The organism is Gordonia sp. Z-3 (assembly GCF_036233855.1).
Lineage (GTDB): Bacteria > Actinomycetota > Actinomycetes > Mycobacteriales > Mycobacteriaceae > Gordonia > Gordonia tangerina.
Genome location: NZ_JAZARS010000018.1, coordinates 79,328 through 106,007, shown reverse-complemented (window position 1 = coordinate 106,007; position 26,680 = coordinate 79,328). Strand labels below are relative to the sequence as shown.

Here is a 26,680-nt window from a genome sequence, read left to right as displayed (position 1 = left end):
GGCACCGAGGTCAGAGCGGTCGATCCGGCACCGCCCGACGGTGGGCGACCGGTGCGGCGGCAGCGGCCGCCGCGGTGCTGGTGCTCGCTGCTCCCACGATCCCCGCCGGCGCCGAGCCGGCGCCGGCGCCCGGCGCGCCCGCGGTGCAGCCACCGGCCCCCGTGCCGGCAGCACCGCCGGCGGCCGAGTCGGCCCCGGCGGCCCCACCGGCCCCGGCGCCGGTCGCCGCGACCCGACCCGCGCGGGTGACCAACACCTTCTGGTACACCGACCGCCGTGTCGCGCTGTGGGTCGACTCGCCGGCGATGGGAACCAACATCCAGGTCCAGCTGCTGCTGGCCCGTGACTGGTGGGCCAAGCCGAAGGAGAAGTTCCCGCAGCTGATCACCCTCGACGGTCTGCGGGCACAAGAAGACCAGAGTGGCTGGATCATCAACACCAACATCGAGGACTTCTACCGCGACAAGAACGTCAACGTGGTGCTCCCGATCGGCGGCGAGTCCAGCTTCTACACCGACTGGAAAGAACCCGACAAGGGCAAGAACTACAAGTGGGAGACGTTTCTGCAGTCCGAGCTCCCGCCGATCCTGGAGGGCGACTGGCGCTCCACCGACGTCCGCGGCATCCAGGGCCTGTCGATGGGTGGCTCGGCGGCGATGATGCTGGCCGCCCGCAACCCCGGTTTCTACAAGTACGCCGCGTCCTACTCGGGCATCTTGCAGATGACCTCCTACGGAATGCCGCAGGCGATCCAGTTCGCGTTGCGCGACGGTGGCGGCTACGACTCGATGAAGATGTTCGGCCCGCCCAGCGACCCGGCCTGGAAGGAGCATGACCCGTACTTGCTGGCCGAGAAGCTGCGCGGCACCAGCCTGTACGTGTCGTCGGGCAACGGACTGGTCGGCCCGCACGACAAGCCGTCCGACATCCCGATGCTGGCCACCAACTATTCGGGTGTCGGACTGGAGATCCTCAGCCGAGTGACCTCGCAGCAGTTCGCCATCAAGCTCAACCAGCTGGGCATCCCCGGTCAGGCGGTCTACCGTCCTTCTGGGACGCACACCTGGCCGTACTGGCAGTTCGAGATGCAGCAGTCGTGGCCGCAGGCCGCGGGCGCCCTGGGCCTGACGAACGATCACCCGGCGTGCAAGGTCGGCTTCGCGAAGGCCTACAACGTCAACAAGGACGTTCTCGGTGAATGCCTGACACCGGTCTACGGCGTACCGGGTGGCAAGGCACAGGACTTCCGCGGTGGGCGGATCATCACCGGTCCGAAGGGGCCCAAGATGGTCGGCGGCGGCATCGGCGGCGAGTACGTCGCCGCCGGCGGGCCGGGCGGCAAGCTGGGTCTGCCGACCAGTGACGAGATGCCCACCCGCGACGGCAAGGGGCGCGTCAACACCTTCGAGCACGGCCGGATCGTCTGGACGGCCAAGGATGGAGCGAAGGTCACCAAGTGACCTCTCGCACCCGGCGACGGCCCAAGCTGAACGGGAGCCGTCGCCGGTGCTGAGACTTCACTGAGTAATCGGCACGTTTCTGCTGGTGGGGTGGGTCGGGTGGCAAGCGACTCACCGCGGAGACGGTAGCCTGACGCCAGGCGGATCGCAGGAGCGGACCGCGGCAGCAGGTGTGAGAACCCGACTCCGACGACGACGTCCGGGCCGGGTGCGACGAGGAAGTGACGATGACCCGAAAGTTTCTGCAACTCGCGATGGTCGCGGCGGGACTCGCGCTCACCGTGGGTTCGGTGTCGGCGTGCTCCGACGACTCGACGGCCACGGCCCCGATCACGAGCAACCCGGTGACGACCACCTCGATGTATTCGACGACGCCGTCGTCATCGGCGGCTCCGTCGACGACGGCCTCGGCCGAAGAGACCGCGGACTCCGACGCCCCCGACGAACCGGCACCGCAGGAGCCGGGCGGGACGGCATTGCCGGCAACGGCACCCGAACCCGGCACCGGCGTCCCGCAGAGCTTCCCCGGACCCGACGGGCAGGAGATCGGGCCGAAGGGCAAGGCGTATTTGGCGGCGCTGAAGGCCGACAACGTCACGTTCATGGGTGACACCGACAATTCGGTGGCCCTCACGATGGCCGAGTACGTGTGCAATGAACGCAAGAAGGGCACCGACCCGGTGACCGTGAAGGCATTCGTCACCGCGTCGGTCGGACCGGGCACCGACACCGTCGTCGAGGCCAACACCAAGGCCGACAAGGTCATCAAGGCCGCCGACGAGAATTACTGCTGATAGGTGAGCGCACGGAGATCGCAGCGTCGTAAGCGGCGACTGCCGAGGATGCTGCTGTTCCTGGCGCTGCTCGCGGTCGTCGCGATCATCCTGATCGTGGTGTTGGTGATCGTGTTGCTGCAGCCAGGCCCGCCACGGATTCCCATCGGCCCGGGAGAGTCGACCACCGAACCAAAGGAGCGGCCCGATGCGCAGTCGGCCGACTGCCCGGACGTGCTCACCCTGGTCATACCCGGTACCTGGGAGTCGTCGGCGGACGACGATCCCTACACACCGACTGCGAATCCGCAGTCGTTGATGCTGCGGGTCTCCGGTGCGCTCGCCGACGAGTTCCCGTCGTCGCGCACGAGCGTCTACACCGTGCCCTACGTGGCGCAGTTCCGGAATCCGACCAATCTGGCCGACCGGCAGCGTGACTACGATTTCTCTCGCTCGCAGGGTTACAAACGGGCGGCCGGCAAGATCATCCAGACCAACCGGAATTGTCCGCTGACGCGCTACGTGATCATGGGCTTCTCGCAGGGCGCGGTGATCGCCGGCGACCTGGCCAGCAACATCGGTAACGGGCGCGGCGTGCTGGACGCCTCCGACCAGGATCTGGTGCTGGGTGTGGGGCTGATCGCCGACGGCCGCCGTGAATCGGGCAAGCAGAACGACATCGGTCCCTCCCCGGAGGGTGTGGGAGCCGAGGTCGCACTGGCCGGGATGGGTCGACTCGTGCCCGGCATCACCATGACCGGGCCGCGTGCCGGCGGATTCGGTGAGCTCGCCGATCGGGTGCAGTCCATCTGCGCCCCCGGCGATCTGATCTGCGACTCGCCGACCATCACCAACCCGATCCGGGCGGTCAGCCAGCTCGCCGGTGCGATCGACAACCCCGTGCACGCGATGTATGCGACCACCGATTACTGGTCGCTCGACGGGACGTCGGCCACCCAGTGGATGTACGGCTGGGCCAGCAGCGTCATCTCCGACGCACCCCGCCCCGCCCACAACTGAGCGACGACGGGCGTCAGTCGGTGTCTGACATCCGGATGCCCTGACTGCGCGCAAAGGATGCCTCCTCGGCACTGACGAGCCCGAACGACACCAGCGGGCGCGGATAGACGGCGTCGCCCAGGTAGGCCGCCGCCACCGCCATGCGGTTGGCGCCACGGGGCAGCGAGAACAGATGGTAGGCGCGGGTGACTGCCTTGGCCGCGAAGCCGGACAGGTGCACACCGACCGGATTGGCCACCGCGAACCGCGGCCCCAGATCGACGACCAGGCCGAGATCGTTGTGTCGATAGTTCGTCGAAGTCCCGGTGCCGATCGAGGCGAGCACGTTGCGTGCGAGCACCTTGCCCTGACGCACGGCGTGCTGGGCGGTCGGCGGTGTGATCGCCGCCGAATCCGACTTCGTGGTGTCCGGCACGGCCGCCGCGTCGCCGGCTGCGAAGACGTCGGGGTGGTCGGGGACCGACAGGTCTGTGCGCACCGTCAGTCGCCCCTTCTCCGTGGGCAATCCGAGGGACTCGATGAGGGGGTTGGCGCTGACTCCGGCGGCCCACGCGACGGTGTGCGTGGCAACCGTCGTGCCGTCGCTCAGCTCGGCGACCTCATCGGTCAACCGGTCGATGGTGGTGCCCAACCGCACGTCGATGCCGCGCGAGCGCAACACCTCGAGCACCTTGTCGCCGAGCTTCTCGCCCACCTCCGGCATCACCCGGTCGGCCATGTCGAGCAGCACGAAACGAACCTCCTGCGGGTCGAAATCACGTTGCCGGGCGACCTCGTCGGCCAACGCGCGCAACTGTGCGGTCAGTTCGGCGCCGGCATAGGACGCGCCCACCACCACGACGGTGCGTCGTGCCCGGGCAACCGCCGAATCGGTTTCGCGCGACGCCAATTCGAGCTGCTCGAGCAGCTGATCGCGCAGATACAACGCCTCGGTGGTGGTCTTGAGCCCGCGGGCGTGTTCGGCGAGGCCGGGGATGTCGAAGAGTCGGGTGACCGAGCCGGGGGTCAGCACCAGTCGGTCGTAGGCGACGGTTTCGACGGCGTCTTCGCGGTTGTGCACCTCGAGTGTCCGAGCGGCCAGATCCACTTTCTCCACGCGGCCGGCGATGAGGTCGGCTTCTGGCAGGCTGTCGGCCAACGGGACGGCGACGAATCGCGGATCGAGCAGCCCACCGGCGACGTCGGGCAGCAGCGGTGTGTAGAGCATGAAGTCATCCGGCGAGATCACGGTGACCCGAATCGGATGGTCGGTCGACGAGCGCTGATGGCGCAGCAGGCGCCGGGTGGTCTCGAAGCCGGCGAAGCCGGCACCCACGATGACGATGCGGACGGGTTCGACTGTTGCGGTCATATCGGTGTCCGTACCCGCATCGTCGTGAGTGAAACGCGACACGTCTCACGCCGGCCCGAAAACGCGCAGGTCACGGAGTGGGTCAATGGACCCAGTTGTGGCAGTCTCGACTATCCGCCGGGGCATGTCCGCGATCTGTTTGGCGGTGTGTTGGCCCTGCATTACCGTGATTGGGCGATCGGGCTACCGATACCCGCGATGCGCAGGGACTTGCGCTGGGGGCAGACGCGCACCATGCGCATGAGGAGACAGTGAATGAGCGAGACCGGGGAGCTGCGCCCGTTCCGGTTCGGTGCCGGTGGTGAGGGCAACAAGGACGAGGGTGGCGCGCGCAAGTTCGTCAAACTCGCCCAGACCGCCGAGGAGTACGGCTACGACACCTTCGCGGTGCCCGATCACCTGGGCAACCAGGTCGGACCCATCGCCTCGCTCGGCGCGCTGACCCAGGCCACCTCGACCATCCGGCTGGCGACATCGGTGCTGGCCAACGGCTGGCGCCATCCGGCAATGGTCGCCAAAGAGGCCACCACGATCGACGTGCTCTCCAAGGGACGCCTGGAGTTGGGCATCGGCGCCGGGTGGATGAAAGAAGAGTTCGACAAGGCCGGCATCGAGTTCGAGTCACCCGGTGTCCGCATCCGGCGCCTCGACGAGGCGCTCACCATCCTCGATGGCCTGATGCGGGGCGAGACCGTCGACTTCGCGGGCGAGTTCTACCAGATCAACGGGCTCGAGGGATCGCCACGACCGCGGCAAGGCCCACGGCCACCGATCGCCGTCGGCGGTGGCGGGCCCAAGATGCTCGCACTGGCGGCCAAGCATGCCGACATCATTTCGGTTGCGCCGTCGACGACACGCGAGGGCAAGATGCGGCTGTCGGATATGACGATCGAGAAGACCGCGCAGCGAGTCGACCGGATCCGCGAGGTTGCCGGCGACCGGTTCGACGACATCGAACTCAACTGGACGATCGCGGTCATCGTCATCACCGACGACCGCGAGGCCACCGCCGAGATGGCGTTGAAAGCCCTGGAACAGGGCTATCCGCCCAACATCGAACGCGACTGCGAGTTCACCGTTGACGATGTGATGGCCTCGCCGTATCTGGCGATGGGCACATTCGAGGAGATCGCCGAGCAGATCCGCGAGGTGCGTCGGCGTACCTCGATGTCCTATGTCGGTGTCTTCCCGACGCAGATGGACGCGTTTGCGCCGGTCATCTCGCTTCTCAAGGGGGAGTAGCATTGTCGACGGCCTGAATGCACTTGACGCGCTGAGCGGGCATCGACGCTGGCTGACCGCGGTTTATGCCCGGTGTGTGCGAGCGCGAAGGTGCGGTTGACGATCACGAGCATTTCGAACGGGTAACAATTTGGACTACCGTGACCGCGGTAGTACGGACGGGCGTGGAAAGCGTGGGTCGATGGCATGACGGGGGACGTGCCAGCGATCGGGGAGGTAGAGCGCGGTCCACGAGGGGCCACAGGAGTAATGGATGTTGAACACTGAATTTGAGCAGTTCCTCGATGAGAACGGACAGATCCACTTCACCGAAGACGCGACGCTCGTCGACTACGTCGAACGCAACGTGCGTGAAGAGGCCGACACCCTCGCGTACCGCTTCATCGACTACAGCCGCGAGCGTGACGGCGAGGCCCAAGACCTGACCTGGGCGCAGTTCGGGAAGCGTCTGCGTGCCGTCGCGGCACGTCTGCAGCAGGTCACCAAGCCGGGTGACCGGGTCGCCATCCTCGCCCCGCAGTCGCTCGAGTACGTGATCGGCTTCTTCTCCGCGCTCTACGCCAGCAATGTCGCCGTGCCACTGTTCTCGCCGGACGAGCCCGGCCACACCGATCGGCTGCACGCCGTTCTCGAGGACTGCAAGCCCACTGCGATCCTGACCTCCACCAAATCGGCCGAGGCGGTCCGGGACTTCTTCAAGCCGCTGCCGGCCAAGGAACGCCCACGGGTCATTGCCGTGGATGCCGTGCCGGATTCCGTCGGTTCGAGCTGGGTCGCTCCCGTCGCCGGCACCGACCACAACAAGGACACCGTCGCCTATCTGCAGTACACGTCGGGGTCGACCCGCGTGCCCGCCGGCGTCGAGATCACCTATCAGGCCGTCGCCGCCAACGTGCTGCAGATCTACGACTGCATCGAGATCGACCGCAATGCCCGCGGCGTGACCTGGCTGCCGATGTTCCACGACATGGGCTTGCTGACGGTGATCCTGCCTGCGCTGGGCGGTAAGTACATCACCATCATGAGTCCGCAGGCATTCGTGCGCCGACCGGGCCGCTGGATCAAGGAACTCGCCGCCGAGTCCGACAACGCGCCCACCTACGCCGCCGCCCCGAACTTCGCCTACGAGCATGCCGCGGCACGTGGTCTGCCCAAGGAGGGCGAACACCTCGACCTGTCCAACGTCATCGGCCTGATCAACGGCTCCGAGCCGGTCACCGTCAGCTCGATGAAGAAGTTCAACGACGCCTTCGCGCCGTATGGTCTGCCGAAGACGGCCATCAAGCCCTGCTACGGCATGGCCGAGGCGACCCTGTTCGTCTCCGCCACGCAGCGCGAGAACGAGGCGAAGGTCATCTACGTCGACCGCGACGAGCTCAACGCCGGCCGGTTCAAGGTCGTCGACCAGCACGCGGACAACGCCGTTGCGCAGGTGTCGTGTGGGCAGGTCGCGCTGAGTCAATGGGCCGCGATCGTCGACCCGGAGACGGCCACCGAGCAGGCCGACGGCCACGTCGGCGAGATCTGGCTGCACGGCATCAACATCGGTGCCGGTTACTGGAACAAGCCGGAGGAGTCCGAGCAGACCTTCCACAACCGCATCACCGACCCGCTTGCCGACGGCAGCCACACCGAGGGCACCGCGGCCGACGCGATCTGGATGCGCACCGGCGACTACGGTGTGTGGCTCGACGGCGAGCTGTACATCACCGGTCGTGTCAAGGACCTGGTAATCGTCGACGGGCGCAACCATTACCCGCAGGACCTGGAGTACTCGGCGCAGGAGGCCAGCGACTCGCTGCGCCCCGGGTTCGTCGCCGCGTTCTCGGTGCCGTCCAACCAGCTGCCCGCCGACGTGTTCGAGCAGTCCACCAGTGGACTGACCTTCGACGCCGATGATGCCTCGGAGCAGTTGGTCATCGTCGCCGAGCGAGGCCCCGGCAAGAAGCACGACCCGCAGGAGATCGCCGACACCGTGCGTGCCGCCGTCGCGCAGCGCCACGGGGTCATGGCGCGCGACATCCTGCTGGTGCCGGCCGGTTCGATCCCGCGCACGTCCAGCGGCAAGATCGCGCGACGCGCCACCCGCACCGCCTATATCGATGGCAGCCTGCGCGGCGGCTACAAGCAGACGGCGTTCCCGGACGCCCAGTAGACGAACAGGCCTCCGCGGCCGTTCTGAGGTGTCGTCCTGAGGCGCGAGCTTGCGAGCCACAACAAATGATCCCTGAGGTGCGAGCTTGCGAGCCACGAAGGGTCCCGATCAGTAGTCTGGAAGCGATGTCTGAACTGAATACCGACGAGTCCGGCGCCAGCACGGACGACCAGTCGCATGCCACCGGAACCGCCGGCGAGACCGCCGGTGATCTGACGGTCGCCGAGCTTCGGGACTGGCTGCGTTCCTGGGTCTCGGACGCCACCGGAATCCCCGCAGAACAGATCTCCGACGACCGGCCGATGGAGGAGTTCGGACTCTCCTCGCGTGACGCCGTCGCCTTGGCCGCCGACGTCGAGGACAAGACCGGCGTGATCCTCACGGCGACTGCGGCCTACAACCATCCGACCATCGCGATGCTGGCCAAGCGCATCATCGAGGGTGATCCCGACGAGCTGCTCGACGACGTCGCCGACACCTTCTGGCAGCGTGAGCGCAGCGCCGACGACGACATCGCGATCGTCGGCCTCGCGACGCGGTTCCCGAAGGCCGGCGCCACCCCGGAGTCGACGTGGGAGGCGCTGATCGGCGGCGTCGACGGCATCAGTGACCTACCCGAGGGCCGGTGGACCGAGTTCACCGATGACCCGCGGATCGCCGAGATCATCGCCGCGTCCAACGTCAAGGGTGGCTACCTCGACGATGTGAAGAGCTTCGACGCCGACTTCTTCCAGATGAGTCCGCGTGAGGTCGAGATGGTGGACCCGCAGCAGCGGCTCGCGCTCGAACTCACCTGGGAGGCGCTCGAGCACGCACACATCCCGGCCAGCGACCTCAAGGGCGGTCCGGTGGGTGTGTTCCTCGGAACGTCGACCAACGACTATCAGATGCTGGCGACGATGGGCCTCGGTGAGGGTGCCGAGGAGACCGCGGCCTATGCGTTGACCGGTACGGCCACGTCGATCGTCGCAAACCGCGTCTCTTACTTCTTCGACTTCCACGGGCCGTCCATCGCGGTCGACACCGCCTGCTCGTCGTCCCTGGTGGCCGTGCATCAGGCGGTCCGCAGCCTGCGGTCGGGCGAGAGCTCGGTCGCGTTGGCCGGCGGCGTCAACATGATCATCACGCCCGCGGTCACGCTCGGTTTCGATCGAGTCGGTGCGCAGGCCAAGGACGGCCACATCAAGGCGTTCTCCGCCGACGCCGACGGCATGATCCGTGCCGAGGGTGGCGGACTGGTGGTGCTCAAGCGGATGGCCGACGCCCGTCGTGACGGCGACCAGGTGCTGGCCGTGATCGCCGGTTCCGCGGTCAACTCCGACGGTCGGTCCAACGGCTTGTTCGCCCCGAATCCGGAGGCGCAGGTGGAGGTGCTGCGCGCTGCCTACACCGACGCCGCGATCGACCCTCGCACCGTCGACTACGTGGAAGCCCATGGCACCGGCACGATCCTCGGCGATCCGATCGAGGCCGACGCACTCGGTCGTGTGGTCGGGCGTGGCCGGGTCGTCGGTGCGCCCGCTCTGCTGGGGTCGGCGAAGACCAACTTCGGTCACATGGAGTCCGCGGCCGGTGCGGGCGCGCTGGCCAAGGTGGTCCTGTCGTTGCAGCACAACAAGATTCCAGCCTCGCTCAACTACTCCGGCCCTAATCCATACATCCAGTTCGACGCGAACGGGCTGAAGGTGAACGCGGAGGCAGGCGATTGGCCCCGCTACTCCGGTCACGCCATCGCCGGCGTCTCGGGCTTCGGGTTCGGTGGCACCAACGCGCACGTCATCGTCCGCGAAGTCCTGCCGAGCGATCTGGGTTCGAGCCCTATTGCCGAGGAGTCGGAGTCCGCTGGTCGAGTAGACGTCAACGACCTTCCCGCTGGTCGAGTAGGCGCGAACGACCTTCCCGCTGGTCGAGTAGGCGCGAACGGAGTGAGTGCCGTATCGAGACCAGGCGACATCGACATCGACGCCCTCGACGACGACGAGTACCTCACTGAGGCCGAGCGCGCCGTCCTCGCCGCGCAGGCGAAGCAGGACGAGGCCCCGGCCGAGCAGACCGAACAAGACCCCGCCGAGGGCTTCGCGCCTTGCGCCGCGGACGGCTCGGTTGTCCCACTTGTGCTCTCCGGATTCCTGCCCTCGCGTCGCCGCAAGGCCGCCGAGGATCTGCTGGTGTGGCTGGAATCCGAGGCAGGACAAACGACACCGCTGGCCGACATCGGTCGTGCCCTGGCCCACCGCAATCACGGCCGTTCCCGTGCCGTGGTGATGGCGCGGACCCACGACGACGCCATCGCCGGTGTCCGTGCGGTCGCCGAGGGCAAGAGCAATCCGCTGGTCTACGTGGCCGATTCGCCCGACGCGGCGACCGCGGTGTGGCTGCTGTCGGGCTTCGGTTCGCAGCACCGCAAGATGGCCAAACAGCTCTACACCGAGAACCCGGTGTTCGCGAAGTACGTCGACCGGGTCGACGAATATGTGCGCAGCGAGCTCGGCTATTCGATCGCCGAGATGTTTCTCGACGACGAGCAGACCTACGGCATCGAGACGAGCCAGGTCGGCATCTACACCATCCAGGTCGCGCTCGCCGACACGCTTCGGCATTTCGGCGCCGAACCCGGTGTGCTGGTGCCGCATTCGATGGGTGAGGCATCCGCCTCCTACATCAGTGGCGGGTTGTCCTTGGAGGACGCGACTCGGGTGATCTGCCAGCGTTCGCGCCTCATGGGTGAGGGCGAGTCGATGCTGCAGGGTGACGACATCCGGCTGATGGCGCTCGTCGAGTACAGCGCCGAGAACATCAACGACGTCCTCGTCGACTACCCCGATCTCGAGATCTGCGTCTACGCGGCACCCACCCACACCGTCATCGGTGGCCCCGAGTCGCAGGTCGACGCCATCGTCGCCCGCGCGGAGGCCGAGGGCAAGCTGGGTCGCAAGTTGCAGACCAAGGGAGCCAGCCACACCTCCCAGATGGACCCGTTGCTCGGCGAACTGGCCTACGAGCTCACCGGAATCGAGCCGCTGCGGCCGACCGTCGGGTTCTACAGCTCGGTGGACCGGGAGACGTTCTACCGACCGGGCCACGAGCCGGTACACACCATCGACTACTTCACCAAGGGGCTGCGGCACAGTGTCTGGTTCAGCCAGGCGATCGCGAAGTCGGTGGAGAACGGGCACCGCACCTTCCTGGAGCTCTCGCCGAATCCCGCCGTGCTGATCTCTGTTGCCGCGGTGACATTCTCGGCCGGGCTGCACGATGCCGAACTGGTGGAGACGCTCAAACGCAAGGAAGATGAGAGCTACGGACTCGTCAATGCGCTGATGAAGCTGTACGTGCACGGACATCCGGTGAACGTCGGATCTCTGTTTGGTTCCGGCGCATTCGGCGACATCCCGCGGACTCGGTTCGAGCGCCGGGAGTTCTGGCTCAAGGCGCAGCTCGCGAGCGGCGGCTCGGCGGGAACCGTGCCGGGTTCGCATGTCGCACTGCCGGACGGCCGGCACGCGTGGGAGGTGAACGCCTCGGCGGTCGCCGATACGCGCGAGCTGGTGCGGGCTGCGGCGGCGCAGGTGATGGCCGACGCCGTGGTGGGGGCTGTGGTCACGCATGCGCAGATCCCGGCCTCGGGCACGGTGACGACCACGCTGAGCCCGCATCCGGGTGGCGCGTCGGTGACGGTGCATGCCAAGCAGGACAAGAACTTCCGGTTGCTGTTCGAGGCGGCCGTCACGGGCGGGGCAGTTCCCGACCAGGCGAGCGCGCCGGCTGTCGAGACCGCTCAGACGTCACCGGCCGCGGTGTTCGCCGACGACAAGGTGATCACCGAGGACGAGATTGTCGACGACATCGACAACAAATGGAACCCGGAAAGCGGTGAGACGGTCGAGCAGCGACTGGCGATCATCGTCGGCGAGTCCATGGGATACGACCCCGAGGACCTACCGCGCGAGATCCCGCTGATCGAACTGGGTCTCGACTCGCTGATGGCGGTGCGGATCAAGAATCGCGTCGAGTTCGAGTTCGACATCCCTCAACTGCAACTGCAGGCGATGCGTCAGGCGAACCTCGCCGATGTGGTGAAATTCGTCGAGTTCGCGGTCACCCACCGCGATCAGCTCGATGACCTCGCCGACAATGCCGCGGGCGGTGGCGAACTCGACACCGCGGCGCTCAACGCCTACATCGATGAGCAGAACGCGAAGGACGTCGCCGCGCCCGGTGACGGCGTGGCGGCGGACACCCCTACTGGCGTGGCGACGGAGACCCCTACTGGCGTGGCGACGGAGACCCCTACCGCTGGTCGAGTAGCGACGAGCGCTAGCGAGGAGCGTATCGAGACCCCGCAAGCCTCGAACACCCCGCAACCAGTCGACCAGACCCCCACCGACCTCGCCGACCAAGCCGCCGTCGCCGACGCCACCGGCTCCGACGTTCCGCCGCGCGATGCGGCCGAGCGCCTGACATTCGGCGTCTACGCGGTGGTCACCAAGACTTCGGCGGGCGGCGTGTTCAACAAACTCCCGGTGCTCGAAGAGGAAGTGGCCCAACAGCTCACCGATCGTCTCAATGAGCGCACCGGCGGCGACATCGACATGGAAGACATCCTCGACTCGGAAACGATCGAGGAGATGTCGAACTATGTCCGCGAGTACCTCGATGCGGGCGCCGACACCGACGGCTTCCTGCGCTTCTTGCGGGTGGTCGACGGCAAGAAGAGCTACGACACGACCGCCGGAGATCCGGTGCCGGCGTTGCTCTTCCACCCGGCAGGCGGCAACACCTCGGCGTATGAGGCGCTGCTCAAACGGCTGCCCGACGATCAGCCGGTCATCGGCTTCGACCGCGTCGAGGGAACCATCGAGGAGCGGGTGCGCCAGTACCTGCCGCGGCTGCGCGAGGTTGCGCCGCACGGCCCGTACGTGCTCATCGGCTGGTCGCTGGGCGGGGCGTTGGCCTACGGGTGCGCCCAGGTGCTGCGTGAGGAAGGTGAGGAGGTCTCCTTCGTCGGCCTGATAGACGTGGTTCGGCCATCCGAACCCGTGGTGGAGAATGAACAGACCAAGCGTGCCCGGCTCGAGCGTTGGCGCGATTTCGCGGTCAAGACCTACGATCTCGACGCTGACATCCCGATCCCGATGGACCGGCTCGTGGAGGCCGACGACGAGGGGCAGTTCCAGATCATCATGGAGATGATGTCGATGTCGGGCACCAAGATCCCGGGCGGCATCATCGAACACCAGCGCACGTCGTTCCTCGACAATCGTGCGCTGACCAACATCGAACCCACCGACTATGACGGCAAGGTGGTCCTCTATCGTGCCGACAAGATGCACGACGGTGCGATCGAACTGGAACCGCAGTGGGCGAACATCGACGAAGACGGCCGGTGGGGTGAGGTCGTGGACGATCTGGAGATCATCCACATCGGCGGCGATCACCTGTCGATCGTCGACGAGCCGTTCATCGCCAAGATCGGTGCGGATCTCACCCGGCGACTGCGTGAAGTGGACGCACGCCGGTGAGTTCGGTAGGTGAGAGAAAGCGAGCATCGTGACTGACACGACCGAGGTCGGGACGGCAGCACCGGCCAATGCGACAACCGCGGCGAAGCTGGCGGATCTGCGTGAGAAGCTGGAATCGGCACAGGAACCCGGCGGCGAGAAGGCAATTGCCAAACGCGAGGCGAAGGGTATCTGCTCGCCGCGCGAACGGCTGACGATGCTTTTCGACCCGGGCACCTTCGTCGAGATCGGTGCGCTCGCCAAGATGCCGGGTGCCGCGCACTCGGGGTACGGCGACGGTGTGGTCACCGGGCACGGCCTGGTGCACGGCCGACCGGTTGCCGCGTTCTCCCACGATCAGACCGTGTTCGGCGGAACTGTCGGAGAGATGTTCGGCCGCAAGGTGTCTGCGCTGATGGAGTGGGCCGGAAAGATCGGCTGCCCGATGGTCGGCATCAACGACTCGGCCGGTGCGCGTATTCAGGACGCCGTCACCTCGCTGGCGTGGTACGCCGAAATGGGTCGTCGAAACCTGCTGCTGTCCGGTCTGGCCCCACAGATCTCGGTGATCCTCGGCAAGTGTGCCGGCGGTGCGGTCTACACCCCGGCCAACACCGACATCCTGGTGGCCGTCGAGGACAAGAGCTACATGTTCGTCACCGGACCAGATGTGCTCAAACAGGTCAACGGTGAGGACATCTCGGCCGAGGACCTCGGTAGCGCCCACAACCAGGCGCGCTGGGGCAACATCCATCACGTCGCACCCGACGAACGCGCCGCCTTCGACTGGGTGCGGGAGTACCTGCAGTACATGCCGTCGAGCGCGTATGAGCAGCCGCCGGTCATCAACCCCGGTCTGGAACCGGAGATCACCGAGTCGGATCTGTCGTTGAACGCCTTCATGCCCGACAACGACAACGCCGGCTACGACATGCACGACATCATCATCAAGCTCTTCGACGATGGTGCGTTCCACGAGGTCGGCGAGCTGTTCGCGCCGAACATCCTCACCGGTTATGCGCGTGTGGATGGCCGATCGGTGGGTGTGGTGGCCAACCAGCCATCGGTGATGTCGGGCGTGCTGGACACCGATTCGTCGGAGAAGGCGACCCGGTTCGTCCGGATCTGCAACGCATTCCGCATCCCGCTGATCTTCCTGGTCGATACACCGGGCATCCTGCCGGGGCTCGCCGAGGAGCAGAAGGGCACCATCCGGCGGTCGGGCAAGTTCCTGTATGCCTACGTGGAGGCCGACGTCCCGAAGGTGACGGTGGTGCTGCGCAAGGCCTACGGCGGTGCGTATGCGGTGATGGGCTGCAAGCAGCTCGGTGCCGATATCAACTTGGCCTGGCCGAGCGCGAAGATCGCGGTGATGGGTGCCGAATCCGCTGCGGCGGTGCTCACGCGGCGGCAGACCGACGGGATGTCGGCGGCCGAAGCCGACAAGGTGCGGCGCGACTTCATCGACTTCTACAACACGATGATGGCAACCCCGTACCTTGCCGCCGAACGCGGATACATCGACGCCGTGATCGAGCCCGCCGAGACCCGGCTGCAGCTCCGGAAGGCGTTGGCGCAGTTGCGGGACAAGACCGAATACCGGACGCCCCGCAAGCACTACCTGATGCCGATCTGACGGTTCCTGGTCATCGGCCAATGTCCGCCGGGATCACCGTGCAGCGTCGCCGGGTGGATTATCCGGTCGGCGGCGTCCACCGGTGATCCCGCCGGACACGGGACGGGTACGAGTCAGTCGAATCGCCGCAGAATCGAGTGCACGGCTTGGGTGACGGTGAGCCGGTCGTAGCTCTGCACGAAGTCGAAGGTGCGGTCGAGATCGCTTGCGCCGCTGTGTAGATCGCGCGCAGATAAAAGTGCGGCGAAGTGGGGTCCGAGTACGGCGACGTTCCATTCGTTGACCAGGTCATCGTCGGGGTCGAGCGGTGCGCGGTGGACGTTGCCGTCCCGGACATCCGGCAGTCCCACGCCGTACACACCGGCAAGCCCGGTCTGCTCGGACATGTCACGCCACCGGTCCGCGGTGCGGCGGGTGAAGTGGTCGGCGTGTTGGAAGGTGCCCAGCACAATCGAGGCGCCACCGATCGCGGCCTGGTGCTCGAGTGCCTTGCTCATCTCGATCAGCAGCCGCTTGTCACCAAGACGGGGCGTGAGCGAGGTTGCGGCGATGGCGTAGGGCGTCTGTTGGTCAGGTGCCGGCGTAGACCACACCGGCAGCTCCGGCAGCGGCACGATCGTGGAAGTGGCCAGCGACTCGGGGTTCTCGACCGAGGGATACAGGGCCCCTATGCCGAATGATGCACCCATCGTCATGGCGATGACCCGGCGCGCCTCGTCGTCGACGCCCTCGGCCACCACGACCGCCTGACTGCGTTCGGTGTGCGCGGCCAGGGTGTGCGCGAGCTGGGCCGATTCCGGGTTGGAGTTCTGATTCAGCAGTTCGGCCGAAGTGATCACGATGTCGGGTTCGATCAGCGTCAGCAGCGTCGCGGCGTGGTCGCTGCTGCTCAACCCGTCGACGCAGATCACCTTGCCGGCAGCCCGTGCTCGGGCCACACGGGCGAGGGTGCGTTGTGGGCTGCGTTCCACAGCGCTCGGCAGGACCACCATCACGTGGCGCTCGAGCACCTCAACGGTGTCGTCGCCGAGTTCGTCGAACAATTCGAGATCCATCCCGACCAGCATCGGCAGGATCTTGGCCACCGACTGTGCCCGCGCGCTGCGGGCCAGCTCACGTCGTCGACGGTCCAGGACGTGATGCTGCTCCATCAACCGAGCGGCTCGACGCAGCGCATCCGCGGTCCCCAACCGGGTACCGGACGGGCCGCGGAGTTGCAGTTCGACGGCCGCGAGGGCACCGTCGGTGAGCCGGCACACCGGCGCGAACTGCATGTGGAGCTCCAGATCCTCGAACAGGGTGAACCCGCCCTCGGTGGCCGGTGCCTGCCTGACCTCGGGGGTCATGCGGTAACAGCGATCATCGGGCGCCTCCCGTCAGAGCTGTGAATGCTCCGAGATGAAGTGGGAGGATGCGGTCTTTTTCACATCCTGTGCAGTGCAAACATGCAAGCATGCCGCTCTGCGGCCAGGATAACAAAGGTGGTGCCGGCTCCCCGGTCGAGCGGAGGCTGGCCGGAGGGCCGGCAGCGGGCATCGGCCACCTGAAGGCGGGCGGCGATCAGTTGGCGGTGCGAGCGGCCTCCGCGGCAGCGGACTCGCTGGACTGGCCGGCGTTGGCCAGCTCGCCGGTGTAGCTCTCCAGGTGGGCGCGGACGAACCACTGGAACTTCTCGAGTTCGGCAGTCTGGCCGATGAGAATGTCCTCGGTGATCGGGTCGATCTTGCCGATCTTCTCGATCGCGGAACGGTGTGAGGTGATGAAGCCGTCGTAGACCAGGTCGAGCGCACCGAGATGGGCCTGCGCGGTATCGCGGCCGATCGAATAGTCGCCCCACGAACGGTCGTCCTCGATGGCCTTGGCGGTGCCGCGCGGGGACGAGCCCAGCGTGGCGATGCGCTCGGCGAGCGTGTCGGCGTAGCCGCGGACGAGGTCCACCTGCGGGTCGATCATCTCGTGCACCCCGATGAAGTTGGCGCCGACCACATTCCAGTGGATGTGCTTGAGCGTGAGGTGCAGATCGTTGAGCGCGCTGAGCCGTTCCTGCAAGGTATCGGACACGGTGGTTGCTGATTCGACGGACAATCCGGGAGCGGTGAATGAAGTCATGTCCCCGACGTTAGGAACCTTCCTCGGTTCCAACGACCTTCGACCGTGATCGGCAACTCAACCGAGACCGATGGTCACGGAGCGGTAACGGTGCCGAATGAGCTGAGTACCCGGTCAGACGACGGCCGTGCCCACCAGTCGACCGATCGCGAAGGTCACGATCATCGCGATCGCGCCACCGATCACCACCCGCACCATCGGACGCCACGGACGCGAGCCGCCCAGCGTCGCGCCCGTCGCGCCGGTCAGTGCCAACGCCACCAGTACGGCCACGAAGGCGACCGGGATGCGCCAGGACGGTGTGGGCACGAGGATCGCGATCAGGGGTAGTAAGGCGCCGATGGTGAACGAGATCGCCGACGACGCGGCGGCCTGCCACGGGTTGGTCAGCTCGTGAGGATCGATGCCCAACTCGACCTCGGCGTGGGCTTCGAAGGCGTCGTTCTCGGTGAGCTCGGAGGCGACGCGGCTCGCGGTCTCGTGGCTCAGGCCCTTGGCCTCGTACAGTCCGACGAGCTCGTCGAACTCCTCGTCGGGTTGCTCGGCGAGCTCGCGACGCTCCTTGGCCAGCAACGTCTCCTCGCTGTCGCGCTGGGTGCTCACCGAGACGTACTCGCCGAGCGCCATCGACACCGCGCCCGCAGCCAGGCCGGCAACGCCGGCGGTGAAGATAGCGCCCCGGTCGGCGGTGGCGGCGGCGACACCCACCACGATGCCTGCGGTGGACACGATGCCGTCATTGGCGCCCAGGACGCCTGCCCGCAGCCAGTTGAGCCGGTTGGCCAGCGATCCGCGGTGGGGCTCGTTGCGGTGCTGATGCTCGTGGTCGACGGTCATGGGTCAACTCAACTGGCGCAGGACGATTCACGCAAGCAAGGCAAAGGTTGCCTCAGCATGGCCACCCGCTCCCTGAGGAGCGAACTTGCGAGTGTCACGAAGGGCGGCCCTACCTGCAGTGATGCAAGAACGCATGTTAACATGCACACATGCCCAAAACCGTGCAGATTCGTGACATCGACGACGATGTGTACGCCGCGCTGTCACGTCGCGCCGCGGAGGAGGGGGTCAGTGTGCCGGAGTTGCTCCGACGTGAGGCCACCCGCATGGCGTCACGTCCGTCGGTGGCCGAATGGCTGCGCCGCACCGCGCGGCGCCCATCGCAGATCTCGACCGCAGAAGCGTTGGATGCGCTCGACAACTGGCGGGGGCAGTGGCCGGATGCTCGTCGTTGACGCGTCGTGCCTGTTCGAGGTGGTCGCCGATACCCCACGGGCCGACGACATCCGCGCACGCCTCGCGTCGGACACCGACCATACCGCTCCCGAGGTGATCGATGTTGAGGTGCTCGGAGTCATTCGCGCGCAATATCTTCGAGGACGACTCGACGAGACGGCGGCCGCGTTGGCGGTCGACGACCTTCGGGACTGGCCGGGTGACCGGCACTCACATCGGTGGATGCTCGACAGGGTGTGGGAGCTGCGCGATTCGGTTCGCGGCTGGGATGCGTTCTACGTCACGCTCGCGGAGGCCATGGACGCCACGCTCCTCACGATGGACGCCCGCCTGGCACGAGCGCACGGACCACGGTGCGCAATCGAGGTGCTCGGCGGCGAGCCGCGCCAAACGTGACCGTCAGAACACCTTCAGCCCCAACCGCCGTCGTAACCGCATGTCGAGCACATAGGTGAACAGCATGCCCCGCATGAGTCGGCCGGTCGCAGGATCGAGCGCGCGGGCCACGCGCAGCGTCCGTGCATAGAGCCGCTCATCGCCGGGGCCCCATCGCCACTGCATCATGTCGCGGAACTCGGGTGGCAGCCCCGCATTGATCAGGTAGTTCATCGGCCGGCCGAGTACTTTGTGCGCCACCGTGCCCGCGGTGCCGAAGCGATGGCGCAGGAACGACAGATCCGAGAGTTGTTGGAGCAGATCGCGCACCGGTGGGTCGATGGTCATGTCGCCGAGCTGATCGTCCCAGTACTCCTGCAATTGCCGGTAACTCGACGGCCACTGGTCGGGCCGGACGTTGAGGGTGGTGCCCAGCCACCGGGCGTCGGTGATGATGCGTTCCTTCTCTGCCACGGTTAGGCGGCCGTAGAGCAGCTCGTACTGGTCGATGAAGTACTTGAGCAGACAGATCGCCACCCACAGTTGGAGCCGGGAGTCGTTGGCGCTGTATCGGACCGGACTCTCGGCAGTGGAGTACACCAGATCATGGACTCGCTTCAGCTCGTCATGGACGTAGCGCCGGTCCTCGTCGTCGCCGAGCAGGGCGACGGCCAGGAAGGTGCCGGTGGTCCGGCTGCGCTTGATCGGGTGCTTGACCGCGCTGCCCGAATCCACACGGCTCTCCACCACGCCGTACCCGACCCTGGGGTTCGCCAGCTGCATGATGACGTTGGCGCCGGCGATCGTGGGGCCCAGTCCTGTCACCAAGTCGCCGGTGCGGCGGATGCGGCGACGGTGCCGGGATGCACGGACATCCGCGACATGTGCGTGCTGGTAGTGGTCCACGGTGGCCATGCCCCATCATGGGCACCGACGACGCGGTTTGTGCCGAAAATCGGCACAAACCGTAGCTTTCCGTAGGCGTAACCGTGATGCGCCGGCGGGTCTCGATACGGCCCTCGCCCAGCGGCTCGTGCCTACTCGACCAGCGGTTGGGGCGTCCTGCTGATCGAGTAGCCGCGAACGAAGTGAGTGGGGTATCTCCTGCTGATCGAGTAGCCGCGAACGAAGTGAGTGGCGTATCGAGATCGACCGTCAGTAACCACTCGACCGCATCGGCGCCGGGTCGTACAGTGCCGAGCGGCGCGCCGTACCCAGATCGAGTTCGGCCGGCGGCGCCGGCGCGATCTCGGTGAATCGTTGCAGGCCGCCCCAGTCGCGGCCCCAGTTGTTGCGCAGATAGGTCGGCAGCAGGGTGGGCTTGAGCATGGCCTCGGTGATGCCGAGCGGGCCGCCGGCCTTGCCCGACATCCAGGTCTGGCTGTTCTTCCGGGTGGCCTCGGCGTCGGGCATGATCCGCCACTGCGGCACCTCGAGCACACCGTCGGACACCGCCATCGGCTGCTGACAGGGGAACACGAACCCTGGCAGCCAGTCGATGAACACCGGATCGGTGGTGCCCACGACGTCGTTGAGCGTCTGCAAGGTGGTGACGCGCGGCGGCGTGATGGCCACCCACTCCGACGGGGCGCCGGCGGTGTCGCGCACCTCAACGCGCACCACATCCGCGCGCGGTGGGGCATCGGCGAGCGGGTAACGCAGGTTGCGCCAGATCGGCACTTCACCGATGTCGATCGGCGTCATCATCCCGACCGGGGTGACACTGCCGTCGGCCTCGGTGCGACCGAATTGCACGTTCACCTGCTGGCCGGAATGTACGACCCCCAATCCGTCGACGGCCTCCACCGAACCGGCCGCCGCGATCGTCAGCAGCGGGGCGTCGGCGCTGCGTGCCGGCAGTTGATACCAGTCGGTGGTCAGTGATCCGGTGCCGGTGGGCGAACCATAGCTGCCCAGCACCGGGGTGTTGGCCGGGTTCAGACCGAACGGCAGGCTCACGGTGGAGCCGTTGACGCCGCGGACGCCTTGACCACCCTCCGTGCCGCCCTGCGCGGATTCGCTGGTCTCGGTGGATTCGTCGGCGCCGGCACCGGTCTGGGCCGTGTTCTGTGCTGACGTCGTTGCGGTGTCGGCATCCTCGGTGGAATCGATCGACAGGCGGTTGGGGACGCCGTTCGGGGTGAAGCCGGGCGGGTTGGTCGAGCCGGCGAGCGCCGCCGAGATATCCGGTGCCGCGCGACCGTCCACGGCCGCCGGGAGCAGCAACCCGGTGTTCGGGTCTGCCTCCACCAGCACGTCGTTGGCCAGGGCGCACTCGTTGCCGGTCAACGCCCGCGCGTTGGATTTCAACCACGACCAACTGTCGCGTTGTTCGTAGGCGCCCTTGACGAAGGACAGGACCATGAAAATCACCATGAACGCCGAGATCACCGGTAGGGGTGAGAACTTCAGCTTCGACAACCATCCGGAGCCGCCGCGGGTGCGGGTCGACTCGTCGACGTAGTCGTCGCGGAAGTGGTACCACAGACCGACCAACGCGGTCACCACCGCGATCACCAGGATGGCCCAGCCCACCTTGATCCCGGCGATTGACGGTGGCCGATCCCACCACGGCACACCGAAACTGCCGACAAACCACCAGCCGTTGGTTCCGGTGAACGAGATCGCGGTGACCGCGAGGACTGCGGCGGCGAAGAAGGTCCGGTTACGCCGCGACCGCAGGATCGCCGGCGCCATCATCGCACCTGCCGCCGCAGCCAAGCCGCCCGCGATACCGGCGTACACACCGAAGTGATGCGTCCATTTGGTGGGGGTGAACGCGATGAAGAACATGGTGCCCAGCGTCACTGCGATGAGTCGCCAGATCGGTGCGCGGGCAACACCGTTGGGGTGCTCGCGGCGCAGTAGCCGCAGCAACACCACCACCAGGCACAAGATCATTATCAGCACACCGAATCGGCGGGCGAGCGTGCCGTCGGCGGTCGGCAGTATCAGGTAGTAGTAGCGCACCGGCTCCGACCACCACTCCAGCGTGGGCCCGACGTCGGAGGCGACCTTGTTGCCCGCGATCAGCGGGGCCAGTGGCTGGTCGAAGAAGATCTGGTACAGCACCGCGGTACCGGCGGCCAGGATCGGTGCGATCATCGCGAGCAGTCCGTCGCGCCGACGTCTCGTCACCAATGTCTTGATGACCGGCCGGATTCCGGCGAGCAACGCCGCGACGGCCATCAGGCCACCCGGCGCGAGCGCGAGGGTGAACGCGGCGGTCACCACGGCGACGGCATAGGGCAGCAGTCGCCGGGTGGCGATGGCGCGTTCCACACAGCACCAGGTGAGCAGCGCGCCGACGGCCTCGGCCGGTTCGGGCCGCAGACCGTTGTTGTAGGGCAACCAGATCGCCAGGAACACGAACGCGGCCGACCACACCGCGGGGGTGCTGTTGCGCACTGCCCGCCCGAGTCGCGGGATCACCTCTCGGCTGATCAACCACCAGCCGAGCAGCCCGAGCAGGAATGCCGGCAACCGCATCCACGGCGCGGCGAGGCTCACATGGGTCATCGCCGAGATGACCTGGAAGTGCCATCCGAACGGATCCTGCGGGACGCCGAAGTATCGGAAGTAGTTGTCGGCGTATCCCGCTTCGCCGGCGATGCGGCCGACGGTGAAGTTGTAGCCGTCGTCGGAGGTGTTGGCGCCGCCGATCCACCAGAACGCCAGGATCGCGAACACCGCGATGTCCGGACCGCGGATGGTCCACCAGCCCGATGGCAGGAACCGCTTGTGGCTGCGGCCGTCGGCCCGGTCGAGGATGCCCAGCGCGATCAGCGACAGGATCGTCATCAGGATGCCGAGGACGATCACTGCGACCTTGAGCGGCGCCGGAGTGCTGACGTAGCGCGTGTCGATGGTGGCGTGCAGCGACAGTCCCTCGCGCGATGCCGTCGCCGGAAGATCGGTGTAGACGCCGACGATCTGCGGGCGCAACTCGTGGTCGGGGACGGAGAAGGTGTGTTGGCCGTCGCCGGTGACGTTGTCGATGCGGGCGTTGACCCCGTCGCCATCGGCGTGGAACACGATGCGGCAGTTCGGATTCGCCTGCGCCGCGGCGCGTGGCGTGTTGAGGATCACGACGTCACGGTCGGTGACGAGCAGCGCGTCCTGTGTGGCCCGGATCATCAGGGCCCGCGCCGCCGCATCCTGCCCGCCGGCCGGGATGGTGGACAGCAGCATCCCGCCGGTGTCGGGCAGGTCGGACGCCAGCGCGCACGGCACGGTCACGTCCATGTCGATGGGTACATACGACACCAGCGGGGCGGCGACGTCACCGACCTGCTCTCCCTGCGGCCAGTTCAGTTCCGCGGTGGACTGATTCACCGGGAGCAGCGGGGTGACGAGCGCCATGAGGAAACCGAGCAGACCGGCCACCACCGCGACGATCCGGGCGGTCCGGTGATCGATGCGCGGTGCACGGGTGCCGGTCGACGGCGCGTCGGTCGTCGGTGTGTCAGTCATCGGATTGCGGCTCCACCCTGATCGAACCGGTGCGCGACCAGCCCCATTGCGTCGATTGCGTTGTGTCGAGCCGGACGTCGGCGGCCCCCGGGACCAGCGGCGTGAGCCGTTCCAGCGCACCCCATTCCCGCGTCCAGTCGTCCTTCAAGTACGTCGGCACAGCCTGCGCCGATGTCGTCGACTCGGAGATCGAGAGCAGGCCGCCGTCGGCGCCTGCCTGCCACGTCTTCGACTGCGAGTTGGTCAGCGGATAGTCGCCCATGATGCGCCACTGCGGTACCTCGGCGACTCCGTTGGCGATGTGCAGCGGGCGCTGGCACGGGAAGTGGGCTGCGACGATGAAGTCGATCAGCGTGGGTGCCCGCGACCCGACGACCTGCTGCAGGGTTTGTAGCCGCGGCGCGCGGGGCGGGGTGACGGCGATGAACTGGTCGCGGCCCAGATTGTTGTCGGCGAGTTCGAGTCGCATCGCGGTGGCCCGCGGCGGAGCGGCGCTCATCGGGACCCGCAGGTTGCGCCACGGCCGGTTGGTGATGACCGGGCCCGGGTCGATCGGCAAGACGTCGGGGCCAACCTGGACGAACTCACCATTGGGTCCAGGTCGCCCGAACTGCACCACCAGCTTCTGTCCGAACACACGGACCCCGAAGGTGTCGATCGTGGACACCGCTCCGGCAACGCTGAACACCAGCAGCGGCGACACCGCTCGTACCGCCGGCAGCTCGTACCAGCCGGTGGTCATCTGGGCCTGACCCGGATAGCCGAAGCTCCCCAGGACGGGTGTGGTGGCCGGGTCCAGGCCGTAGGGCAATGCCGCAGTGGACCCGTTGACCGTCCGGGGGCCCTGCCCGCCGGTGGTCCCGGCACCGAGGCCGCCGGTGATCGCGAAGGGGCGCGAGAAACTGGCCGATACGTTCATCTGGCCGGGGCGCTGATTACCCGGATCGGGCAGGAGGTCGTTCGGGATGCCGTTCGGGGTGAATCCGACCGGATCGGAGCCGGTCAACGCCTCGGTAATCGACTGCCCGTTCGCCGGCGTCAGCATGCCGGAGTTGGGGTCCGGCTCCACCAGGACCTTCTCCGACATGCCGCAGCTGTTGCCGCGGAGGGCGTCGATGTTCTCGGCGAGCACGGTGGTCGCCGGATACCGGGTGACGGCGGCCTTGGCGAACACCAGCACCTCGGCGATGACCATCAGGCCGGCGACCACCGCGATCGGCGACGACGCCAAGAACAGTCGACGACGGTCGGCGCGACTCTGGTCACGTCCCTCACCGGCGTGCGCGAGCCCCTTGTTCTCCACGTAGTCCAGCCGCAGGTGCTGCCACACCGCGACCGCGGCCGCGACGACCGCCAGGACCAAGAACATCGTCGACACCGGCCGGCCGGCCAGCACAGGGGCCCGGTCGAACCAGGAGATGCCGTATTCGTAGGCGAACGGCCACGAGTTGTAGCCGGCGGTCGCCGCGGCCAGGGCGAACAACAGGCCGGAGATGAACACCGTCAGGTTGCGGGCAGACCGCGCCGCCGACTGCGCGACCGCCAGGGTGGCCGTCGCCGCCAGCGCGGCGGCGAGCCCGGCGAAGATGCCGAATTGGATGGTCCACTTGGTCGGGGTGAACGCCAGCAACAGCAGGGTGACGCCTACGGCGCCGACGAGACGCCACGCCGGGCCGGGGTCGACTCCGCGGATGCGGGTACGGCGCAGCAGGACGGCGACGGTCACGATCAGCGCAGCAAGCAGGAGCAGGACCGGCACCCGGCGGGTGAGTGTGCCGTCGTCGGTGGTGACGGAGATGAAGTAGTAGCGCAGGTACTCCTGATGCCAGCTGATCACCGGCCCCACCTGGTAGCGGATCTTCATCGCCTCCACGACAGTGGCCAGCGTCTGGTCGCGGAACACCACGATCAGCACCAGCAACCCGGCGGCGGCCATCGGTGCCAGCAGGGCGAGGGTGCCCGCCTCGCGGCGGCGGTCGAGCAGGATGTGCAGCAGCGGGCGCGCGGATACCAGCAGGATGGCGACTGCGATCACGCCGTGCGGGGCCAGTGCCAAGGTGAAGCCGGCGGCGATGGCCGCCAGCGCGGCCGGCAGCAGCCGTCGGGTCGCGATGGCCTGCTCGGCGGCCCACCAGGTGAGCACGGACCCGAGCACGATCATCGTCTCGCTGCGCAAACCGCTGTTGAACGGCAGCCAGAACGCGAGAAAGACCAACGCGGCAGCCCAAATCGCCCAGCCACTGCGGCGCACCGCCGCGCCGAGCCGGGGCAGCAGGACTCGACTGAGCACGAACCACGACGCCAGGCCCGCCAGCAGCGGCGGAAGATGCATCCACAACAATGACGGTGAGATGGCCGACCAGTGGGCCAGGAAGCTGTAGTACCAGTCGAACGGCGCCTCGGGGATGCCGTACCAGCGGTAATAGTTCGCGAGGTAGCCCGAGGCGTCGGCGGTACGGCCCATGTTGAGGATGGAACCGTCATCGGCGGTGCCGGCGCCGAGCACCGTCCACACCATCAGCACGCCGGTGACCACGATGTCGGCAGGGCTGGGAACCGCGATGCGCCATCGTGGGCGGGTGCGCACGCCGATCTGTCGGTGATATCCGTGGATGCGGTCGAGCAACCCGAGCGCGATCAACGCCACCAGCACCGCGATCACCGCGAGCACCATCACGATCAGCTTCAGGGTCGTCGGCGAGCTGACGTAGCGGTTGTCGATCTGCACCTGCACCCGCAACCCGTTCTGAGCTGCGGCGGTGACTTCCGCGGTGGAGAGATCGGAGAAGACGCCGTCGACCTGCGGACGTTTGTCCGGCGGCAGCACGGTGGGCTCACCGAGCCCCACGAACTGGGCGCCGGGCCCCGACGGCTCGGAGAAGATACGGAGATCACTGCATTGCGACAGTTGATCGCGGGGTGCGCTCGCCGCCAGGGAGTTACGGAAGGTGACCGACACCGCGTCGCGGCCGGCGGTGACATACAGCGCCGAGGACCTGCTCTGGGGAGCGTCCGCGGGCATCGTCGTCAGCACGTCGCCGACCGGCGCCGCGGCGAGCACGCTGCACGGGATGGTGGCGTCGAGGGACTGCGGTGTCTGCGCGATGAGCGGGGCCACCACCGACGACGACTCGGGCGACAGCTGCTGGCCCTGCGGCCAGACGAAGGAGGCCTCGGTGGATTCCACCGGCAGAAACGGGGTGATCGCACAAAGGACGGCCCCGATGATGCCGGCGACGATCGCCACTGTGCGTGCGGTGCCCGCGGACACCCTGGTTCTGGGCTGCGCCGCGTCGGGCGCCGCGTTCGGGGCTGTCACAGGCACGATGTCTGATGCTAAGCGACTTCGCGG

At 67.1% G+C, this 26,680-nt stretch carries 16 protein-coding genes; 9 read left to right on the top strand and 7 right to left on the bottom strand.

Going from position 1 to position 26,680, the window contains the following annotated elements; all coding sequences use genetic code 11:
* The first annotated feature begins 74 nt into the window (after window positions 1–74).
* The 3 genes from VX037_RS19495 to VX037_RS19485 all read left to right on the top strand — a co-directional run bounded on the left by VX037_RS19495 (window position 75) and on the right by VX037_RS19485 (window position 3,253).
* The gene (locus VX037_RS19495) at window positions 75–1,460 is read left to right on the top strand and encodes an alpha/beta hydrolase-fold protein (RefSeq protein WP_328715527.1); all 1,386 of its coding nucleotides are present in this window, start codon (window positions 75–77) and stop codon (window positions 1,458–1,460) included.
* Window positions 1,461–1,687: 227 nt separating this feature from the next.
* Window positions 1,688–2,254 (top strand): DUF732 domain-containing protein, encoded by a 567-nt coding sequence (locus tag VX037_RS19490; protein ID WP_235723312.1) that lies wholly within the window; start codon window positions 1,688–1,690, stop codon window positions 2,252–2,254.
* Between the two features lie 48 nt (window positions 2,255–2,302).
* On the top strand, window positions 2,303–3,253 hold the full coding sequence (locus VX037_RS19485; RefSeq protein WP_268900160.1) for a cutinase family protein: 951 nt from the start codon (window positions 2,303–2,305) through the stop codon (window positions 3,251–3,253).
* Window positions 3,254–3,266: 13 nt separating this feature from the next.
* On the opposite strand, the gene VX037_RS19480 is transcribed toward VX037_RS19485, so the two are convergent.
* Window positions 3,267–4,604, bottom strand: a complete 1,338-nt coding sequence (locus VX037_RS19480; RefSeq protein ID WP_328715516.1) for an NAD(P)/FAD-dependent oxidoreductase — start codon at window positions 4,602–4,604, stop codon at window positions 3,267–3,269.
* 255 nt (window positions 4,605–4,859) lie between these two features.
* On the opposite strand from VX037_RS19480, the gene VX037_RS19475 reads away from it, so the two are divergent.
* The 4 genes from VX037_RS19475 to VX037_RS19460 all read left to right on the top strand — a co-directional run bounded on the left by VX037_RS19475 (window position 4,860) and on the right by VX037_RS19460 (window position 15,138).
* On the top strand, window positions 4,860–5,846 hold the full coding sequence (locus tag VX037_RS19475; protein ID WP_266063535.1) for an LLM class F420-dependent oxidoreductase: 987 nt from the start codon (window positions 4,860–4,862) through the stop codon (window positions 5,844–5,846).
* A gap of 253 nt (window positions 5,847–6,099) precedes the next feature.
* Window positions 6,100–8,001, top strand: a complete 1,902-nt coding sequence (gene fadD32 / locus VX037_RS19470; protein WP_235723316.1) for a long-chain-fatty-acid--AMP ligase FadD32 — start codon at window positions 6,100–6,102, stop codon at window positions 7,999–8,001.
* 125 nt (window positions 8,002–8,126) lie between these two features.
* Entirely contained in the window at window positions 8,127–13,523 is a 5,397-nt protein-coding gene (gene pks13, locus VX037_RS19465) for a polyketide synthase Pks13 (RefSeq protein ID WP_328715515.1), read from the top strand.
* A gap of 28 nt (window positions 13,524–13,551) precedes the next feature.
* Window positions 13,552–15,138, top strand: coding sequence for an acyl-CoA carboxylase subunit beta (locus VX037_RS19460; protein ID WP_235723318.1), 1,587 nt, complete (start codon window positions 13,552–13,554; stop codon window positions 15,136–15,138).
* A 113-nt stretch (window positions 15,139–15,251) separates the two neighbouring features.
* Here the strand turns inward: VX037_RS19460 and VX037_RS19455 are convergent, their stop codons facing one another.
* The 3 genes from VX037_RS19455 to VX037_RS19445 form a co-directional block, all read right to left on the bottom strand.
* Window positions 15,252–16,484, bottom strand: a complete 1,233-nt coding sequence (locus tag VX037_RS19455) for a DICT sensory domain-containing protein (protein ID WP_235723319.1) — start codon at window positions 16,482–16,484, stop codon at window positions 15,252–15,254.
* A 214-nt stretch (window positions 16,485–16,698) separates the two neighbouring features.
* Window positions 16,699–17,247 carry a Dps family protein gene (locus tag VX037_RS19450; protein WP_235723320.1) on the bottom strand — a complete coding sequence of 183 codons (549 nt, stop codon included), beginning with the start codon at window positions 17,245–17,247 and terminating at the stop codon, window positions 16,699–16,701.
* Window positions 17,248–17,361: 114 nt separating this feature from the next.
* A complete protein-coding gene (locus tag VX037_RS19445) occupies window positions 17,362–18,084 on the bottom strand; it encodes a VIT1/CCC1 transporter family protein (protein ID WP_235723321.1) in 723 nt (240 codons plus the stop codon).
* A gap of 149 nt (window positions 18,085–18,233) precedes the next feature.
* On the opposite strand from VX037_RS19445, the gene VX037_RS19440 reads away from it, so the two are divergent.
* Together VX037_RS19440 and VX037_RS19435 are read left to right on the top strand one after the other, a co-directional pair.
* Window positions 18,234–18,479, top strand: a complete 246-nt coding sequence (locus tag VX037_RS19440) for a FitA-like ribbon-helix-helix domain-containing protein (protein WP_235723322.1) — start codon at window positions 18,234–18,236, stop codon at window positions 18,477–18,479.
* A complete protein-coding gene (locus VX037_RS19435; RefSeq protein ID WP_287016519.1) occupies window positions 18,466–18,876 on the top strand; it encodes a type II toxin-antitoxin system VapC family toxin in 411 nt (136 codons plus the stop codon). The genes VX037_RS19440 and VX037_RS19435 overlap by 14 nt, the downstream gene beginning before the upstream one ends.
* A 3-nt stretch (window positions 18,877–18,879) precedes the next feature.
* On the opposite strand, the gene VX037_RS19430 is transcribed toward VX037_RS19435, so the two are convergent.
* From VX037_RS19430 to VX037_RS19420, 3 genes are all read right to left on the bottom strand, one after another.
* Entirely contained in the window at window positions 18,880–19,770 is an 891-nt protein-coding gene (locus VX037_RS19430; protein WP_287016520.1) for an oxygenase MpaB family protein, read from the bottom strand.
* Between the two features lie 240 nt (window positions 19,771–20,010).
* Complete coding sequence (locus tag VX037_RS19425; RefSeq protein ID WP_328715514.1) at window positions 20,011–23,328, bottom strand: arabinosyltransferase domain-containing protein; 3,318 nt, start codon at window positions 23,326–23,328, stop codon at window positions 20,011–20,013.
* Window positions 23,321–26,653 carry an arabinosyltransferase domain-containing protein gene (locus tag VX037_RS19420; RefSeq protein ID WP_287016522.1) on the bottom strand — a complete coding sequence of 1,111 codons (3,333 nt, stop codon included), beginning with the start codon at window positions 26,651–26,653 and terminating at the stop codon, window positions 23,321–23,323. Before VX037_RS19420 ends, VX037_RS19425 begins: the two co-directional genes overlap by 8 nt.
* Window positions 26,654–26,680 lie beyond the last annotated feature (27 nt).